Here is a 16864-nt window from a genome sequence, read left to right as displayed (position 1 = left end):
AGCCGCCCGGCGCGGCACCCGCCGAGCGCCTAACCCGCCGGGTGCGGGTAGAGCGCTGCCTCGGTGACGATCAGATCGAGCGGAATGTCGTGGGTTTCGCGCTGCAATGCGGGCGTGCGGCATGCTTCGTAGGCGATGCCCACGGTGATCGGCTTTTTCGCGCCGGGCCACGTAGCCAGCGTGCGATCGTAATAGCCGCCGCCATAACCGAGCCGGTAGCCGTGGGCGTCGAAACCCACGCACGGCACGAACAGCAGTTCGGGTGTCACGATACGCCCCGAAGACGGCTCGGCGATCTTGTGATGGCCGATCTTCATCGGCATGTCGGGCGTCCATGCGTGAAATTCCAGCGGCTCGCCGCGCGCCTTGATCACCGGCAAACTGGCCTCGCGTTGCGCGCCTGCCGCAAGCCAGATCGAGATCGCCGCGCGCGCGTCGAACTCGCCGGCGAGCGGCCAGTAGAATCCCACGCTATTCACGCCGTACTGCTTCAGCGCATCGAGCAGGCGCCGTGCGAGCGCGGTATTGCGCGCCGGCTCGGAAGCCGCTTGCAGCCTTGCTTCCAATAGCATTTTACGCAGCGCCTTTTTCGATTCGGCGGCAGGGTTGCATGCTATGCTTGAGTTCAATTCGCGCTCCAGAAACAACGATGTCAAAACGCCTTTACCGAGTATATCGCGCGGCCGGTCTGGCGCTTGCCGCTGCGGCACTCGTCGCGTGCAGCACGGCCTCCGCCGTCAAGCCCCTTCCCCTTTCGCAACTCACGAACGACGACCAGATCTTCGTTCAGCTACGCGAGGCCGCCCGTAGTAACGACGCGGCGCGTGCAGCGCAGCTTGCCAGCATGATTCCGGACTATCCGGCGCCTGCGTATCTGGAGTACTTCCAGATCAAGCCGCAGTTGTTCGATTCGAGTGGGCACGCGCGCATCGACGCGCCTGACGCGCCGGTGCTGAGCTTCCTGCAGAAGTACGACGGCCAGGCGATCGCGGACCGCCTGCGCAACGACTACCTCACGGTGCTCGGCGCGCGTCACGACTGGCGCAACTTCGATCAGCAATACGCCCGCTTCGTCCTGAACGACGACACGCAGGTGAAGTGCTACGCGCTCGAATCGCGCGCCTCGCGCGGCGAAAATGTCGCCGACGCGGCCCGCGCGCTGCTGGTCGATCCGAAATGGTACGGCGACGGCTGCGTGGATCTGATCAACGCTCTGGCCATCAACCAGCAGTTCAGTTCCGCCGACGTGTGGCAACAGATCCGCCTCGCCTACGAACAGAACTACACCAACACCGGCGCGAAGCTCGTCGACGCGCTCAGCAACCAGCCGCCCGACCCGGTGCTGTTCAATCAGGCCGCCAACACGCCGCCGTTGCTGCTGGCGCGCGGCGTCGGGCCGGATACGCAGTCGCATCAACTGGCGTTGCTGGCTATCACACGCATGGCGCGCAATGATCCGGCCATGGCCGCAGCCACGTTCGCCTCGGTGGCGCCGTCGCTGAGCTCGCCCGAACGCGCGATCGGCTGGGGCACGATTGCTTATCAGGCTGCCGCCAAGCAGATGCCGGGCGCGGTGGACTGGTATCGCCTGTCGGTGAATGCGCCGCTCTCGAACCCCGCGTATGAATGGCGCACCCGCACCGCATTGCTCGCGGGTGACTGGACGATGGTGCGCTGGTCGATCGAACAGATGCCGGCGGCGCTGCGCAACCAGCCGTCGTGGGTGTATTGGCATGCGCGAGCGCTCAAGCAGGCGGGCGACACGACCACGGCCAATCAGGAGTTCGAGTCGATTTCGCAGGGCTACAACTTCTACGGCCAACTGGCGGCGGAAGAACTGGGCCAGAAGATCACGGTCCCGCCGAAAACCGCGGTGAGCGACGCCGAGGTCCAGCAAGCCGGCAACACGCCCGGCTTCGATCTGGCGCAACGGTTCTATGCGCTGAATCTGCGGCTCGAAGGCAATCGCGAATGGAACTGGCCGCTGCGCAACATGAGCGACCGGCAACTGCTCGCCACCGCCGAATACGCACGCCGTATCCAGCTGTATGACCGCACCGTCAACACGGCGGACCGCACGAAGAGCGAGCACGATTTCTCGCTGCGCTATCTGTCGCCGTTCAAGGATATCGTCGAGCGTGATTCGCAGTCGAATGGGCTGGATGTGGAATGGGCCTACGGGCTGATTCGCCAGGAGTCGCGCTTCATCATGAACGCGCGCTCGGAAGTCGGCGCGAGCGGGTTGATGCAGTTGATGCCGGGCACCGCGCAACTGGTCGCGAAGAAGATCGGCCTGGGTCCGATCTCGCGTGAGCAGATGAACGACATCAACACCAACATCCTGCTCGGCACGAACTATCTGTCGATGATCTACAATCAGTTCGACGGGTCCGCCGTGCTGGCCACCGCGGGCTATAACGCAGGCCCGGGCCGTCCGCGCAGCTGGCGGCAATCCTTGCAGCATCCGGTGGAAGGCGCGATCTTCGCCGAGGCGATTCCGTTCCAGGAAACGCGCGACTACGTTAAGAATGTGTTATCCAACACGGTCTATTACGCGGCATTGTTCGAAGGCCGTCCGCAATCGCTGAAGGCGCGTCTGGGTTATATCGCACCGTAAGCGCCGTGCCGCCGCCGCCTCGTTTCGAGCGGCGGCGCGCCACGCCAGCCGTTGCCGCGGCTTCCACCAGGGAGTCGAAAATGCGACACAAAGCCATTGCGATCATCGGCGGTTCCGGTTTTATCGGCAGCCATCTCGTCAACGCCCTCGTCGAAGCGGGCAAAGACGTGCGGATCGCCACCCGGCGGCGCTACAACGCCCGCCATCTCACCCTGTTGCCCATCGACGTGATCGAAGCGGACGTGTTCGATCCGGTTCAACTCGCGCGCTTTGTCGAGGGCGCCGATTGCGTGATCAACCTCGTAGCCACGCTGCACGGCAAACGCGGCACGCCGTACGGCCCGGAATTCGCACGCATGCACGTGGACTTGCCGACCAAAATCGTGGCGGCATGCGAAGGCAAGGGCGTGCACCGCCTGATTCATATCAGCGCGCTCGGCGCCGACTCGAATGGCCCGAGCATGTACGCGCGCTCGAAGGGCGACGGTGAGAAGGCCGTGCATGCGGCCAATCTGGCGTGGACGATTTTCCGGCCGTCTGTGGTATTCGGCCCCGAAGATCAATTCCTCAACAAATTCGCGTTCCTGCAGCGCATGTTTCCAGTGATTCCGCTCGCGATGCCGGACGCCAAATTCCAGCCGGTGTACGTCGGCGATGTGGCAAAGGCGATCGTCAACGTGCTCGATCTGGATGCCGCCAGCGGCCGCACCTACGAACTCGGCGGCCCGACCGTCTATACGCTCGAAGATCTCGTCAAATATTGCGGCGACGTGCTCGGCAAGCATGCACGCATCATCCGTTTGCCGGAAGCGTTCGCGCGCCTGCAGGCGCTGACTTTCGAAATGGCGCCCGGCGAACCGGTGATCTCGCGCGACAATCTCGATTCGATGAAGGTCGACAACGTGTTGAGCGGACCGCTCGCGCCTGAACTCGGCATCGAGCCGGCCAGTATCGAAACGATCGCGCCGATCTATCTGACCGGCGCGTCGACGCGCTCGCGCTTCGACACGTTTCGCGCCAGCGCGGGACGCTGAATTACCTTCACTCATTCCAGATACAAAGCATGAAGCTGATTATTGGTGACAAGAATTATTCGTCATGGTCGATGCGTCCGTGGCTGCTGTTCAAACACTTCGGCATTCCGTTCGAGGAAGTGCTGATTCATCTGAATCAGCCCGACACTAACGCGAAAGTGCTTGCGCTCGCGCCGTCGGGTCCGGGCAAGATTCCGTGCCTGGTCAACGACGACGGGTCCGCCACGTGGGATTCTCTGGCGATCGCCGAAACGCTCGCCGAACGCTTTCCTCAGCATGCGCTATGGCCGCGCGACGCGGTCGCGCGCAGCCATGCGCGCAGCGTGAGCGCGGAGATGCACTCGGGTTTCGGCGAATTGCGCTCGAACATGTGGATGAACATTCGCGCGTCCTTCCCCGGCAAGAATGCCACGCCGGGCGCGCTGGCCGATATCGCGCGGATCGAGGCGATCTGGCGCGACTGCCTCGACACCTACGGCGGCCCGTTTCTATTCGGCGAGTTCAGCATTGCCGATGCGATGTATGCGCCGGTCGTGATGCGCTTCAGGACCTGGCAGCCGGCGTTGTCGGAAGTGTCCAAAGCTTACGTGCAGCGCGTGAGCGAATTGCCGGCGGTGAAAGCGTGGATCGACGCCGCGCTGAGCGAAACGCATGCGATCGCTTATCAAGACGTATGCCCATGAACATCTATGCAGTAGGCGGCGCGATCCGCGACGAGTTGCTGGGCGTACCGGTGCAGGACCGTGATTATGTGGTGGTCGGCGCGACGCCGGAGCAGATGGTGGCGCAAGGCTACCGTCCGGTGGGCAAGGATTTTCCTGTGTTCCTGCATCCCGAGACACATGAGGAGTACGCGCTCGCCCGCACGGAGCGCAAGACGGCGGCCGGCTATCACGGCTTCCAGTTCTTCTATGCGCCGGACGTCACGCTCGAGGAGGACCTGGCGCGCCGCGATCTGACCATCAACGCGATGGCGCGCGAGGTGCGCCCGGACGGCGAGTTGACCGGCCCGGTGATCGACCCGTTCAACGGCCAGGGCGACTTGCAGGCGCGCCTGTTTCGCCACGTCAGCGACGCGTTTCTCGAAGACCCCGTGCGAATTTTGCGGATCGCGCGGTTTGCGGCGCGCTTTGTCGATTTCACGGTCGCACCGGAGACACTGGCGCTCATGCGCAAGATGGTCGCCGACGGCGAAGTGGACGCGTTGGTGGCCGAACGCGTGTGGCAGGAAGTGTCGCGCGGTTTGATGGAAAAGAAGCCGTCGCGCATGTTCCAGGTGCTGCGCGAATGCGGGGCGTTGGCGCGGATTCTGCCGGAAATCGACGCGCTGTTCGGCGTGCCGCAGCGCGCCGACTATCACCCCGAAGTGGATACGGGCGTGCATGTGATGATGGTGGTTGATCATGCGGCGCAGCAAGGCTATACGCTGCCGGTGCGATTCGCCGCTCTCGCGCACGACCTTGGCAAGGCGACCACGCCCGAAGACGTGCTGCCGCGGCATATCGGGCATGAGGGGCGCAGTGTGGATCTGCTGAAGCCTTTATGCGAGCGGCTGCGCGTGCCGAATGATTGCCGCGACCTGGCGATTCTGGTTGCGCGCGAGCATGGCAATATTCATCGCGTCATGGAGATGGGCGCGGCCGCGCTGGTGAGGTTGATCGAGCGGTGCGATGCGATTCGCAAGCCCGCGCGATTTGCCGAAGCCTTGCAGGCTTGTGAAGCCGATGCGCGTGGGCGGCTTGGGTTTGAGATGCGGGATTATCCGCAGGCCGAGAGGTTGAGAGTGGCGCTCGTCGCCGCGCGTGCCGTGGACGCCGGTGCCGTGGCCAAACGACTTGCCGATGCGCCGGCCGGAATCAAGGACGCCGTGCATCTGGAACGAGTTCGGGCTGTGGAAGGGGTTGTTGGGTGAGGGGTTTTTGGCCTGCCGGGCGGGTCTTTGGGGGTTCTTCGGGCTTTGGCCTTTCCTTGTTTTGCTTGTGGTTTATTAGCGTTGCCCCTGTGCGGGGCGGCACCTACTTTTCTTTGCCGGCCGCAAAGAAAAGTAGGCAAAAGAAAGCGGCTCACACCGCTAACTCTTAAGCGGGTCCCTCGCGCAGTCGCGGTTGTGGTGCATCTGGAATCAGTGTTCTCGCACATTACGCCTCAGTGACAAAGCACTCATTCTTCCCGCCTCGCGCAATGCGCTCGCCGGAAGGGGCTGCTTAAAATGCGTCGGTTTCTCTGTGCGCACGGGGAGCCGTCGGGCTCCGCCTCGGCGATGTGCTGTTGAAGGATTCTGGCTTTTTTAGCGTGGTTGCATCAGGGAAACGTTAGCGGTGACCAGTACATTCGCGGTCGCCGCGGCGCGCGCTTCGCGTCGCGCCGCAGTACCCTCGGAATGCGAACGACACATGCGCTTTTCTTCGTGGCCGCGGTGCGGTGCCGCGGCCTTTCGTCAGTGTGCAGTCGTTGTGCGACGTGAAACCGTTTTGAATTGCATTGGCCCGTTATGCGTCCCCCTCGTTGCTCCGATACGTGCACGGCTATTCGCCGCCGTCCGCGTAGCCTTTGCCAGTAGGTTCGCTGCGTGGCGCGCCGTGATGCGGCTCCGTGGAATTCCCTTCGCGTCGAGTGCGATGACCTGATACAACTCACAATCATTCTCGACTTCGCGTCGGTAGTCCTCCACGGTGTCCAGCAGCAGTTCCAGTAACCTCCGCTGCCGATGTCTTTCTTCTCGCGTCACCGCCGGACTCCTAACTATCGAAGCCACAAATGTGGCCAGCTTGTCCAGTTGACTTAACTGCCGGTCAATCATTCCGAAAGCGGATAAGGCCAGTTTTTCGTATTGAAGTGCATCGACGGGTGGGCGCGGCGTAGTGCGTGAATTCTTGACGGATTTAATCATGGCGCGATCTCCCTGAAACGTATTCGATCGCCCACACCCGCCATTACGCGGTGGTGAGCGGGCACAGTGACAAGGTTGGCGGCCGGCGTAGAACCAGAACCGGCAGACCCGAAGGTCTCATTGCCACGGCCCGCCCATAAACATAGCGCGCGAAGGCTGACGCACGCCTGACTGCGCAGGCGCACGGGTTCTACTCTACACACAGGCCGCCAAGCCTCGCCGTCGTTGTCTCGACGGCAGAGTGAGTCTAGAACGTATCGATTGACGAGTGATCAACCGACCAGGCTAAAGACCATGCGCCACCAACATTTCCGAAATTTCCCAAGCACGCCCACGCACGAAATACTACGAGGCAGCAGAAACGTCAGGAAAGGACGAAGCGATCGGTTGAAGAAAGACCGCCACGGCGCGCGCAGCGCCGCCGGAAGAATGAGCGCCTTGTCACAGACGCGGAATGTGCGAGAACACAGATTCCAGATGAACCACTACCGGGACTGTGCGAGGGACCCGCTTAAAAATTAGCGGTTCAAAGCGGCTTTCTTTGCCTACTTTCTTTGCCGCGGCAAAGAAAGTAGGTGCCGCCCCGCACAGGGGCAACGCCAATAGACCACTAACAAAGCAAGGAAAGGCCAACACCCTGGCCAAAACGCAAAAAACCCTAACCTACAAAAGCCTGGCAACAATCGACAACACCATAGAAAGCACCAACGTCGACATAAACGGAAACGGGTACTCCCGCCCAAAGAGCCGCAAGGTCACGTCGCCTGGCATGCGTCCAATGCCAATTTTCCTGAGCCACGGCCAGCAGGACGACAACACCGCCACGGCGATAAACGTAGTCAATAGCCAGCGGATCATGGTCAGCTCCTGAAGCCGGAGTTCACAGCGTGTGCGACCGGTCGCCGCTGGAGAACGCTTGCAGCGTGTCGTCCAGCCCGCGCGAGAATGCGATCACCTTGAACAGTTCGCCCATCTCCGCCTCGGACAACAGCTTCTGCACCGCATTCGCCGCGGGCAAATATTGTTTGGTGTCCGTGGGATCGATCTCCGATAACGCCTCGGTAATCCCCGCATTGAGCAGAAACCGCGCCTGCGACGTGAACCCCAGCAAGTCCGCGCCGGTTTCGACGCCGGCTTCGGCGATACCGGTGAATTCGACGTGCGCCGTGATGTCCTGCAAACCGGGATAGAGGAAAGGATCGCCGTGCGCCCGGTGCCGGTAGTGGCACATCAACGTGCCTTGCGCGCGCTGCGCATGGTAGTACTCGTGACGCGGAAAACCGTAGTCGATGAAGAAGGCCGCGCCGCGCGTGAGCATCGTGCAGATGGTGCGCGTGAATGCGCTGGCCGCTTCGTGTGTTTCCGTCACGTAGTCTTCGCCGGCTGGGTCGATCTCAGACAGCAGCGCGAGGTCCGCCGCGGCGGACACAGGCCGGTCGTCGAAGGTGAACGCTTCGCCGCGCCATGCCACGCCGCGCTCGTGCCAGGCGCCGCCGGTAAAGGCGAACAGCCGCACAGGCATCGCGTCCAGCACCTCGTTGCCGATCACCACACCGTCGAACCGCTCCGGCAAAGCGTCCAGCCAGCGCACTTTGGCGGCGAGAGCGGGCGCGGCGGCTTCGATCGTCTCGCGTTGGCGCTCGCGAAGCTCACCCGAAAGATCCACGATCGAGTAGCTGTCGAATTGCGCACCCAAAGCGTCGAGCGCTTCGAGCAGGCCGGCGGCGAGCTTGCCCGTGCCGGCGCCGAATTCCATCACGTCGCGCGTGCCGCTCGCCTGCAGGGCTTCCGCGATCGGGCGCGCGAGCGTCGCGGCGAACAGCGGCGACAGTTCCGGGGCGGTGACGAAGTCGCTGCCGTCGTCGCCGCGCAGACCGAATTTGCGGGCGCCGCCGCTGTAATAGCCCAGTCCCGGCGCGTACAGCGCGCGTTCCATGTAGCGGTCGAACGGCAGCCAGCCGCCGGCGGCTTCGAGCTCCGCACGGATCTGCGCGACCAGCGCTTCGGACTGCGCAAGCGCGCTAGGGCCGGGAGCAGGTAAACTATCGGGTTGGTGAGCTTTCGGATTCATCCCCGCATTGTAAATGACCGCCTCTCTGGACACCGTCTCCGCCCGCGCGCCTGACACGCCGCGCGTCGTGCTGATTACCGGCGCCGCCCGCCGTATCGGGCGCTCGCTCGCGCTCGGCTTCGCCGCGCGCGGCTGGGACGTGGCTGTCCATTACGGCGCCTCGCGGGCGCAAGCCGAAGAACTGGTCGCTGAAATCGCCGCCTTGGGCCGCCGGGCGGTCGCGTTGCACGCCGAATTGGGCGACGAGGCGCAAGTCGAACGGCTTTTGCCGGCTTGTATCGACGCCTTGGGCCGGCCCTCGTGTATCGTCAACAATGCGTCGCGCTTCGAGGAAGACACGGCGCAAACCGTCGGTTACGAGCTGCTGCTGAAGCTGACCGCAATGAACGTCGGTGCGCCGCTGGTGCTGGCGCGCGGGTTGTACGAATTGACGCCGGAGGCGGCGCGCACGGACGAAAGCCTGCGCAGCGTCGTCATCAACGTGCTGGATCAGAAGCTGTACAACATGAACCCGGACTACCTGTCCTACACGCTGACCAAGTCGGCGTTGCAGACAGCCACGGTCGCGCTGGCTCAGGCGTTGGCGCCGAAAGTGCGCGTGGTCGGGCTCGCGCCCGGCCTGACGATGCAATCCGGCGATCAGACGCCGGACGGTTTTGAAGCCGCTCACCGTACTACGCCTTTGGGCCGCGCGTCGCGGGCCGAGGATATTGTCGCCGCCGCACTGTATCTCGCGGATGCAGCGGGCGTGACCGGAACGACGCTGGTGGTCGACGGCGGGCAGCACCTCGTGCCGCTGCCGCGCGACGTAATGTTTTTGACGGGCGCCTGAAGCGCGCGCGGCCATTCGCCAGATGGGCGGCAGCCGCGCTGTGAAGCGCCCCTTTGCGTGCTCCGCACGCTTTTTTCGACTGGAACGAACATGTTTGCCGCTCTTTCGCATCCCCGGCTCGCCGATTGCCGCCGGCTCTTTCTGCGCAATTACGAAGTGCACATCAACATCGGCGTGCACGACTTCGAAAAGCGCGGCGAACAGCGCGTCGTGATCAACGTCGAACTGTACGTGCCGCTCGCGCTGTCCACGCCGGTTCAGGACAAGCTGGACGAAGTGGTCGATTACGACTTCATGCGCTCCACCATTTCGCGCCGCGTCGAGCAAGGCCATATCCACTTGCAGGAAACGCTTTGCGACGATCTCGTGAAGACCATGCTCGAGCATCCGCAAGTGCGGGCCGCGCGTGTGTCGACGGAAAAGCCTGACGTTTATCCTGACTGCGACGCGGTTGGCGTCGAAGTCTTCCGTATCAAAGAGGATTGAGCCATGAATGCTCCGGAAATCCTGAACGGCGCCACGGCCGCCGCAGCCGCTGACGCAACCGGCGCCACGCCGGCCGCCGCGCGTACGAAGTCGCCGCTCACGCGCCGCGAACAGAAAGAAGCGTACGAGAACAACAAGCTGTTCAAGCGGCTTGCGCGCCAGGTTGGCGAGGCGATCGTTGATTTCAACATGATCGAGGACGGCGACAAAGTCATGGTGTGTCTGTCCGGCGGCAAGGACAGTTACGCGATGCTCGAAATCCTGATGCGGCTGCGCGAGCGCGCGCCGATCAACTTCGACATCGTCGCGGTGAATCTCGACCAGAAGCAGCCGGGCTTCCCCGAGCACGTGCTGCCCGAGTACCTGAAACAACTCGACATTCCGTTTCACATCGAGAACCAGGACACGTACAGCATCGTCAAGCGGCTGGTGCCGGAAGGTAAGACCACCTGTTCGCTGTGCTCGCGGCTGCGGCGCGGCATTCTGTACCGCGTGGCGGGCGAACTCGGCGCGACCAAGATCGCGCTCGGCCATCATCGCGACGACATTCTGCAAACGCTGCTGCTGAACATGTTCTACGGCGGCAAGCTGAAGGGCATGCCGCCCAAGCTGCAATCGGACGACGGCAAGAATATCGTGATCCGCCCGCTCGCCTACGTGAAAGAAACCGATCTGGAGAAGTACGCCGAGTTGCGCGAATTCCCGATCATTCCGTGCAATCTCTGCGGCAGCCAGCCGAATCTCAAGCGCGCGGAAATGAAGGCGCTGGTCCGCGACTGGGAGAAGCGCTTCCCGGGCCGCATTGAAAATATGTTCAATGCGTTGTCGAACGTCGTGCCTTCGCATTTGATGGACCACAAGCTGTTCCCGTTCGCTGGCCTGCGGGCAACCGGCGAGGCCGATCCGCAAGGCGATATCGCATTCGACGAAGAGCCGTGTTCGACCGATGCCGGTAATAGCGCGACGCTCGGTGGAGCGCAATCGATTGCGATCGTCCAGTTTGACGATCTTTGACCAAAACGCCCGTGGAATGGGCGTCTCCGCCCATTTCAGCTTGCAACGAGGCCGCGACAGCGGCCTTTTTCGTTAGAGGGTGCGTGTTAGAATCGTCGGCTCCAAACTCGTCTATTTGCCGTGCCATGAACATTGTGATTTTGGCGGCAGGCACCGGCAAGCGCATGCGGTCCGCGCTTCCCAAGGTGCTGCATCCCCTGGCCGGTCGGCCGCTCCTCGCTCACGTCATCGAAACGGCTCGCACGCTCAAGCCCACGCACCTCGTGGTGGTGATCGGCCATGGCGCCGAAGCTGTGCGCAAAGCCGTCGCCGCGCCGGACGTGCAGTTCGCTGTGCAGGAACAGCAGCTCGGCACGGGCCACGCGGTGCAGCAGGCGTTGCCGCTGCTCGATCCGTCCGCGCCCACGCTGGTGCTGTATGGCGACGTGCCGCTCACGCGCGCCAGCACGCTGCAGGCATTGACCGAGCGCGCGGGGCAGGGCGGCTACGGCGTGCTCACTGTCACGCTCGCGGACCCGAGCGGCTACGGCCGCATCGTGCGTGATGCAGAAGGCAAGGTGGCGCGCATCGTCGAACAGAAAGACGCTACGCCCGAGCAGCTTAAGATCGCCGAGATCAACACCGGCATCATCGTCGCGCCGACCGAGCGTCTGGGCGGCTGGCTTGCCGCGTTGAAGAACGACAATGCGCAAGGCGAGTTCTACCTGACCGACGCGGTCGAAATGGCGATCGAAGCCGGCCTCGAAGTCGTCACCACGCAACCGGACGACGAATGGGAAACGCTCGGCGTGAACAGCAAGCAGCAGCTTGCCGAACTCGAGCGGATTCATCAGCACAACGTGGCGGATGCGTTGCTGGTCGCGGGTGTGACCCTTGCTGATCCGGCGCGTCTGGACGTGCGCGGCACGCTCGAATGTGGCCGCGATGTTTCGATCGACGTGAACTGCGTGTTCGAAGGCCGCGTTACGCTGGCCGACAACGTCACCGTCGGGCCGAACTGCGTGATCCGCAATGCGAACATTGGCGCCGGCACGCGCGTCGACGCGTTCACGCATATCGAAGGCGCCGAAGTCGGCGCGAATGTCGTGCTCGGACCGTACGCGCGCCTGCGCCCCGGCGCGTCGCTGCACGACGAGTCGCATGTCGGCAACTTCGTCGAAGTGAAGAACGCGGTGCTCGGTCACGGCTCGAAAGCGAATCACCTCACGTATATCGGCGACGCGGATATCGGTGCGCGTGTGAACATCGGCGCGGGCACCATCACCTGCAATTACGACGGCGCGAACAAATTCCGCACGATTATCGAAGACGACGTTTTCGTCGGGTCGGATACACAACTGGTCGCCCCGGTGCGTGTGAAGCGCGGCGTGACGATCGCGGCGGGCACCACGGTCTGGAAGGACGTCGAAGCTGACGCGCTGGTCCTGAACGACAAGACGCAAACGAGCAAAACGGGCTACGTGCGCCCGACCAAGAAAAAGAGTTGATGGGCGTGACGCGCGCACAAGGCGCGCTCCTTGAAACCCGGCACTAGCACTGAAAAGGAATGAGCCATGTGTGGCATTGTCGGCGCGGTAGCGCAACGTAATATCGTTCCGGTCCTGATCGAAGGACTGCGTCGTCTCGAATATCGCGGCTACGATTCGTGCGGCGTGGCCGTGCTCGGCGCCGACGGTCCGCGCCGTGCGCGCAGCGTGGCGCGCGTAGCCGATCTCGACGAGCAGGTGCGCGAGAGCCATCTCGAAGGCATCACGGGTATCGCGCATACGCGCTGGGCGACGCACGGCGCGCCGGTCACGGACAACGCGCACCCGATCTTCTCGAAAGATACGCTCGCGTTGGTACACAACGGCATCATCGAGAATTACGAAACGCTGCGCGAAATGCTGCGCGGCAAGGGTTACACGTTTGTCTCGCAGACCGACACAGAGGTTATCGCGCATCTGATTCACAGCCTGTATCGCGGCGATCTGTTCGCGGCTGTGCGTGAAACCGTCGGGCAATTGCACGGCGCGTATGCGATCGCTGTGTTGCATAAAGACCAGCCGCATACGGTGGTCGGCGCGCGGCAGGGCTCGCCGCTGGTGGTCGGGCTCGGCCAGGGCGAGAACTTCCTCGCTTCGGACGCGCTGGCGCTCGCGGGCAGCACCGAACGGTTCATCTTCCTCGAAGAAGGCGACGTTTGCGAACTGTCGCTCGAGGGCGTGCGTATCGCCGATCGCGACGGCTATGAAGCGCAGCGCGAAGTGCGTCAAGTGGCGGCATATGGCGGCGCGGTCGAACTCGGCCCGTATCGCCACTTTATGCAGAAGGAAATTTTCGAGCAGCCGCGCGCGATCACCGACACGATCCCGCAATCGGATTCGTTCGATCCGTCGCTATTCGGCGAGGGCGCGGGCAAGGTATTCGCCGAAATCGACAGCCTGCTGATTCTGGCGTGCGGCACGAGCTACTACTCGGGGCTGACGGCGAAGTACTGGCTCGAATCGATCGCGAAGATTCCCACTCAGGTGGAAATTGCCAGCGAGTATCGCTACCGCGAGTCGGTGCCGAATCCGAAGTCGCTGGTCGTGGTGATCTCCCAATCGGGCGAGACGGCGGACACGCTGGCGGCGCTCAAGCATGCGCAGGAACTCGGTCATCAACACACGCTGGCGATCTGCAACGTCGGTACGAGCGCCATGGTGCGGCAGACCGAGCTGTCATTCCTGACGCACGCGGGCCGCGAGATCGGCGTTGCATCGACCAAGGCGTTTACAACGCAACTGGTCGCGCTGTTCGTGCTGGCGGCGACGTTGGGCAAACTGCGCGGTCGTGTGAGCGAAGAGCAGGAAGCTGAATATCTGAAGCAACTGCGCCACTTGCCGGCTGCGTTGAATAGTGTGCTGGCGCTGGAGCCGCAGATCATCGCGTGGTCGGAAGAGTTTTCGCGCAAGGAACATGCGCTGTTCCTCGGGCGCGGTTTGCACTACCCGATCGCACTGGAAGGCGCGCTGAAGCTCAAGGAGATCTCGTATATTCACGCCGAGGCTTATCCCGCCGGCGAGTTGAAGCATGGTCCGCTTGCGCTCGTGACCGAAGCCATGCCGGTGGTCACGGTGGCGCCGAACGACGCGCTGCTGGAAAAGCTGAAGTCGAATATTCAGGAAGTGCGAGCGCGCGGCGGTCAGTTGTATGTGTTCGCCGACGCGGATACGAAGATCGTCAACGACGAAGGCTTGCATGTGATCCGGATGCCAGAACATTATGGTCTGCTGTCGCCGATCCTGCATGTGGTGCCGCTGCAGTTGCTGGCGTATCACACGGCATGTGCGCGGGGTACGGACGTGGATAAGCCACGGAATCTCGCGAAGTCGGTCACGGTGGAGTGAGGGAGCAGGTGCTTGCGTCGCGACGTGCGAAGCTGAAATAGAAGCGTTTACAGGTAAACGCTTCTAGCTGTTCTCGACAAGTTTTTTGTCGCCAGGCCTTTGTTTGCAAAGCGTAAATGCTTCTAATTGCGAGGTCGAAATTCGGTGGCTTTAGCGGGCAAGTTTCGCGAAAAGTCACTCGGAATGATGCACGAGCGGAGACTGCTGGCGGTGCTAAGAGCTGGTTTCCGCGCGCCTTCCGTCTTGGTCAGCAACGGCCCAATCGGCTTTCGCCGTTACGTGGCGTGGTCGAAATGCTAAAGCGCCCACCAAACGCGGTGGCGACTGCAGCAACGACCACTCGACCGCCCCAGCCGGATAGTCATCCGGCCACCCCCTTGCCAGCAATCCCACCGCTTCCCTCATCCGCAACCCGGCCGCTGAGCCCTCGATTCCTGCCGCTGCGCCATCTGTCCTCATTGATTCCAAGACGCTTTGTGCGCAGGCCATCCGGTCGAGCGCACGCCGCAGGCGCTCACGCATCTCTCCTCGCAGGCCGAGTTCTCGCGAGACGACCTCGACGTCGTTCCCAGCGTCTGATATCAAAAGGTCTAGTAGTTGCCGCTGGCGTAGCGCCCGGAGCGAACTGGGCAGGTCTGCCGCGATAGTGTCGATAGGTAGCGAGCCCATCCGCTGTGTAGCCGAACGCTTTATCCGACTTAGCGAAGGAGTGAGGGGGTTATCAGCCCTTGGGCGGCTCGTGCCCATCTGCTGGCAAGCCATCAGTCGACCAATAATCCTCGGTCTGGTCAGATAGGAAAGGCGAGCGGACGGGTGGTGGCCAACCCACCGGAAGCGGTTCGAAGTCCGGAAGTCCTCGTGGACGTCGTGGTCCCAATGGGTTTCTAGGCGGCAACTGGCCAAGCACCACCGTCGGTGCAAAGTCTGGTGGCAATCCGGGAAGTGCAACACCCGCTGGAGGCAAGAAGTAACCGAACCTCAGTGCATCCATCGTGGCTGAGGCGCGGCTCCCAATTTGGTGTCTTCTACGACGTGTCGGACGACGGCTCAACTCAACCCGCCAACCAACGTCTACGACATTATCTGGCGCAACCGGCGAATACTGTATAAAAATACAGTATTCGCCGGTTGCTATGCCTCGACGCCGGCGAGGGACTCAAGCAGTGCAACCGTCTTCCTTGCGTTGTCTAGGGCATTTTTGATTCCGTCTGTTGCGCCCGGGTTGGCCAGCAAAAAGTCGGCGAGTTGCGACAGGCAGTCGTTAATCAGCCGCGTTGGAGCCCCGAGCTTTTCGGATTCGTACCGGGACAGGGCCGACTTGTCGACTCTGTGAGCGATTGCGAACTCAGCTTGAGTGCTGCTGCCGCGCGCCCACTTAATCAGCTCGCCCTGTGTGCGTGGAGGAAACATTCTTACGTAAGTGCTGTAATGGCATCGAATTGCTATAATAGCATCATCATTCCGGCATGAAGTCTATACTTCGTTTCGAGACTATTCGAGGTTCCTGATGGCACGTTCCGACCAAGTGAAGGCATTACTTCGCGCATATGCTGGTGATAACCACGAGCATTTCTACGCGGTCGCCATGCAAATGGCGGCGGACGAGGCTCATCGAGGTCATACCAAACTGGCGGCCGAACTCCGCGACCTCGTTGATGCAGCGAAGTCTGGGAAGAAACCAGAGCTTTCGTCTGTCCGCAGCAAAGGGCCCGGAGGCGCGGCGATTCCGCTCGCCCAGCCGAAAGGCGAGCTCTCCGAGCTGTTGTCGGTGCAGTATCCGGACGAGCATTTGCAGCAAATGGTTCTGTCGGACTCTGTGCGTACAAAGTTGAACCGAGTGCTTCGGGAGCAGCGGCATCACGAACAGTTACGTGGCCACGGCTTAAGCCCGCGCAGGAAATTGCTTCTCGTTGGGCCGCCGGGCACGGGCAAGACCATGACGGCTGCAGCCTTGGCCGGCGAGTTGCGTCTGCCGCTGTTCACCGCGCGGTTTGATAGCCTTATCACCAAATTCATGGGAGAAAGCGCGTCAAAGCTGCGGCTAGTTTTTGAAGCGCTAAAGTCGACCCGCGGCGTTTATTTTTTTGACGAGTTTGATTCGCTGGGGCTCCAGCGCGGTAGCCAACATGACGTAGCTGAGATGCGTCGTACGCTGAATATGTTCTTGCAGCTTATCGAGCAGGACGCATCCGACAGCCTTCTAATAGCGGCAACAAATCACGGCAAGGACTTGGATACCGCTCTCTTCCGTCGATTCGATGATGTCATCAAGTACGAGGCGCCCGACCAACGCCAGATTGAAGCGCTCTTGAAAAACAGCTTAGGGGCGTTTGGAACATCCGACATCGACTACCACCGTCTGGCGCTAGCTGGCAACGGTGAGTCACACGCGGACATCGTCAAAGCATGTCTTGACGCATTAAAAGACGCGATTATGGAAAGTCAAAAAACCGTAAGTGAAGCCAGCGTAATGCTCCATTTGGAAGAGCGCGCACAGGGCCGCAACCTGCATCCGTAAAAATAACATCTCCTATGAATTAGTCGGGAAA

14 protein-coding genes are annotated in these 16864 nt (G+C 62.0%); 10 read left to right on the top strand and 4 right to left on the bottom strand.

Annotated elements, in window-relative coordinates; all coding sequences use genetic code 11:
* Positions 1-29: 29 nt before the first annotated feature.
* Entirely contained in the window at positions 30-572 is a 543-nt protein-coding gene (locus P0D70_RS00555) for a 5-formyltetrahydrofolate cyclo-ligase (protein ID WP_408181513.1), read from the bottom strand.
* Between the two features lie 77 nt (positions 573-649).
* Here P0D70_RS00555 and P0D70_RS00550 point away from each other — a divergent pair, with 77 nt between their 5' ends.
* The 4 genes from P0D70_RS00550 to P0D70_RS00535 all read left to right on the top strand — a co-directional run bounded on the left by P0D70_RS00550 (position 650) and on the right by P0D70_RS00535 (position 5563).
* Positions 650-2617, top strand: a complete 1968-nt coding sequence (locus tag P0D70_RS00550) for a lytic transglycosylase domain-containing protein (RefSeq protein ID WP_091798190.1) — start codon at positions 650-652, stop codon at positions 2615-2617.
* Positions 2618-2697: 80 nt separating this feature from the next.
* Complete coding sequence (locus P0D70_RS00545; protein WP_408181511.1) at positions 2698-3651, top strand: complex I NDUFA9 subunit family protein; 954 nt, start codon at positions 2698-2700, stop codon at positions 3649-3651.
* Between the two features lie 29 nt (positions 3652-3680).
* Positions 3681-4334, top strand: a complete 654-nt coding sequence (locus tag P0D70_RS00540; RefSeq protein ID WP_408181509.1) for a glutathione S-transferase family protein — start codon at positions 3681-3683, stop codon at positions 4332-4334.
* Complete coding sequence (locus tag P0D70_RS00535; RefSeq protein ID WP_408181507.1) at positions 4331-5563, top strand: multifunctional CCA addition/repair protein; 1233 nt, start codon at positions 4331-4333, stop codon at positions 5561-5563. The genes P0D70_RS00540 and P0D70_RS00535 overlap by 4 nt, the downstream gene beginning before the upstream one ends.
* A gap of 525 nt (positions 5564-6088) precedes the next feature.
* Here the strand turns inward: P0D70_RS00535 and P0D70_RS00530 are convergent.
* The 3 genes from P0D70_RS00530 to P0D70_RS00520 form a co-directional block, all read right to left on the bottom strand.
* Entirely contained in the window at positions 6089-6541 is a 453-nt protein-coding gene (locus tag P0D70_RS00530) for a hypothetical protein (protein WP_408181505.1), read from the bottom strand.
* A 663-nt stretch (positions 6542-7204) separates the two neighbouring features.
* A complete protein-coding gene (locus P0D70_RS00525; RefSeq protein WP_091798205.1) occupies positions 7205-7399 on the bottom strand; it encodes a DUF2905 domain-containing protein in 195 nt (64 codons plus the stop codon).
* A gap of 22 nt (positions 7400-7421) precedes the next feature.
* Positions 7422-8612: a class I SAM-dependent methyltransferase gene (locus P0D70_RS00520; RefSeq protein ID WP_408181502.1), complete on the bottom strand. Its 1191-nt coding sequence runs from the start codon at positions 8610-8612 to the stop codon at positions 7422-7424.
* Positions 8613-8625: 13 nt separating this feature from the next.
* On the opposite strand from P0D70_RS00520, the gene P0D70_RS00515 reads away from it, so the two are divergent.
* The 6 genes from P0D70_RS00515 to P0D70_RS00490 all read left to right on the top strand — a co-directional run bounded on the left by P0D70_RS00515 (position 8626) and on the right by P0D70_RS00490 (position 16833).
* On the top strand, positions 8626-9444 hold the full coding sequence (locus tag P0D70_RS00515) for an SDR family oxidoreductase (RefSeq protein ID WP_408181500.1): 819 nt from the start codon (positions 8626-8628) through the stop codon (positions 9442-9444).
* A 90-nt stretch (positions 9445-9534) separates the two neighbouring features.
* On the top strand, positions 9535-9930 hold the full coding sequence (locus P0D70_RS00510) for a dihydroneopterin aldolase (protein WP_091798215.1): 396 nt from the start codon (positions 9535-9537) through the stop codon (positions 9928-9930).
* A gap of 3 nt (positions 9931-9933) precedes the next feature.
* A complete protein-coding gene (ttcA, locus tag P0D70_RS00505; RefSeq protein ID WP_408181498.1) occupies positions 9934-10944 on the top strand; it encodes a tRNA 2-thiocytidine(32) synthetase TtcA in 1011 nt (336 codons plus the stop codon).
* 125 nt (positions 10945-11069) lie between these two features.
* On the top strand, positions 11070-12431 hold the full coding sequence (gene glmU / locus P0D70_RS00500) for a bifunctional UDP-N-acetylglucosamine diphosphorylase/glucosamine-1-phosphate N-acetyltransferase GlmU (protein WP_091798220.1): 1362 nt from the start codon (positions 11070-11072) through the stop codon (positions 12429-12431).
* Positions 12432-12497: 66 nt separating this feature from the next.
* The gene (gene glmS / locus P0D70_RS00495; RefSeq protein ID WP_408181495.1) at positions 12498-14315 is read left to right on the top strand and encodes a glutamine--fructose-6-phosphate transaminase (isomerizing); all 1818 of its coding nucleotides are present in this window, start codon (positions 12498-12500) and stop codon (positions 14313-14315) included.
* A 1507-nt stretch (positions 14316-15822) separates the two neighbouring features.
* Positions 15823-16833, top strand: coding sequence for an AAA family ATPase (locus tag P0D70_RS00490; protein WP_408181493.1), 1011 nt, complete (start codon positions 15823-15825; stop codon positions 16831-16833).
* Positions 16834-16864: the final 31 nt, after the last annotated feature.

It is taken from the genome of Paraburkholderia sp. RL17-381-BIF-C, assembly GCF_046026435.1.
GTDB lineage: Bacteria > Pseudomonadota > Gammaproteobacteria > Burkholderiales > Burkholderiaceae > Paraburkholderia.
This window is presented reverse-complemented; position numbering and strand designations above follow the sequence as displayed.

Bases quoted from the DNA above. Each gene is read 5' to 3' on its own strand.
- P0D70_RS00555 (WP_408181513.1), bottom strand. From the start codon at position 572: ATGCTATTGGAAGCAAGGCTGCAAGCGGCTTCCGAGCCGGCGCGCAAT.
- P0D70_RS00550 (WP_091798190.1), top strand. From the start codon at position 650: ATGTCAAAACGCCTTTACCGAGTATATCGCGCGGCCGGTCTGGCGCTT.
- P0D70_RS00545 (WP_408181511.1), top strand. From the start codon at position 2,698: ATGCGACACAAAGCCATTGCGATCATCGGCGGTTCCGGTTTTATCGGC.
- P0D70_RS00540 (WP_408181509.1), top strand. From the start codon at position 3,681: ATGAAGCTGATTATTGGTGACAAGAATTATTCGTCATGGTCGATGCGT.
- P0D70_RS00535 (WP_408181507.1), top strand. From the start codon at position 4,331: ATGAACATCTATGCAGTAGGCGGCGCGATCCGCGACGAGTTGCTGGGC.
- P0D70_RS00530 (WP_408181505.1), bottom strand. From the start codon at position 6,541: ATGATTAAATCCGTCAAGAATTCACGCACTACGCCGCGCCCACCCGTC.
- P0D70_RS00525 (WP_091798205.1), bottom strand. From the start codon at position 7,399: ATGATCCGCTGGCTATTGACTACGTTTATCGCCGTGGCGGTGTTGTCG.
- P0D70_RS00520 (WP_408181502.1), bottom strand. From the start codon at position 8,612: ATGAATCCGAAAGCTCACCAACCCGATAGTTTACCTGCTCCCGGCCCT.
- P0D70_RS00515 (WP_408181500.1), top strand. From the start codon at position 8,626: ATGACCGCCTCTCTGGACACCGTCTCCGCCCGCGCGCCTGACACGCCG.
- P0D70_RS00510 (WP_091798215.1), top strand. From the start codon at position 9,535: ATGTTTGCCGCTCTTTCGCATCCCCGGCTCGCCGATTGCCGCCGGCTC.
- ttcA (WP_408181498.1), top strand. From the start codon at position 9,934: ATGAATGCTCCGGAAATCCTGAACGGCGCCACGGCCGCCGCAGCCGCT.
- glmU (WP_091798220.1), top strand. From the start codon at position 11,070: ATGAACATTGTGATTTTGGCGGCAGGCACCGGCAAGCGCATGCGGTCC.
- glmS (WP_408181495.1), top strand. From the start codon at position 12,498: ATGTGTGGCATTGTCGGCGCGGTAGCGCAACGTAATATCGTTCCGGTC.
- P0D70_RS00490 (WP_408181493.1), top strand. From the start codon at position 15,823: ATGGCACGTTCCGACCAAGTGAAGGCATTACTTCGCGCATATGCTGGT.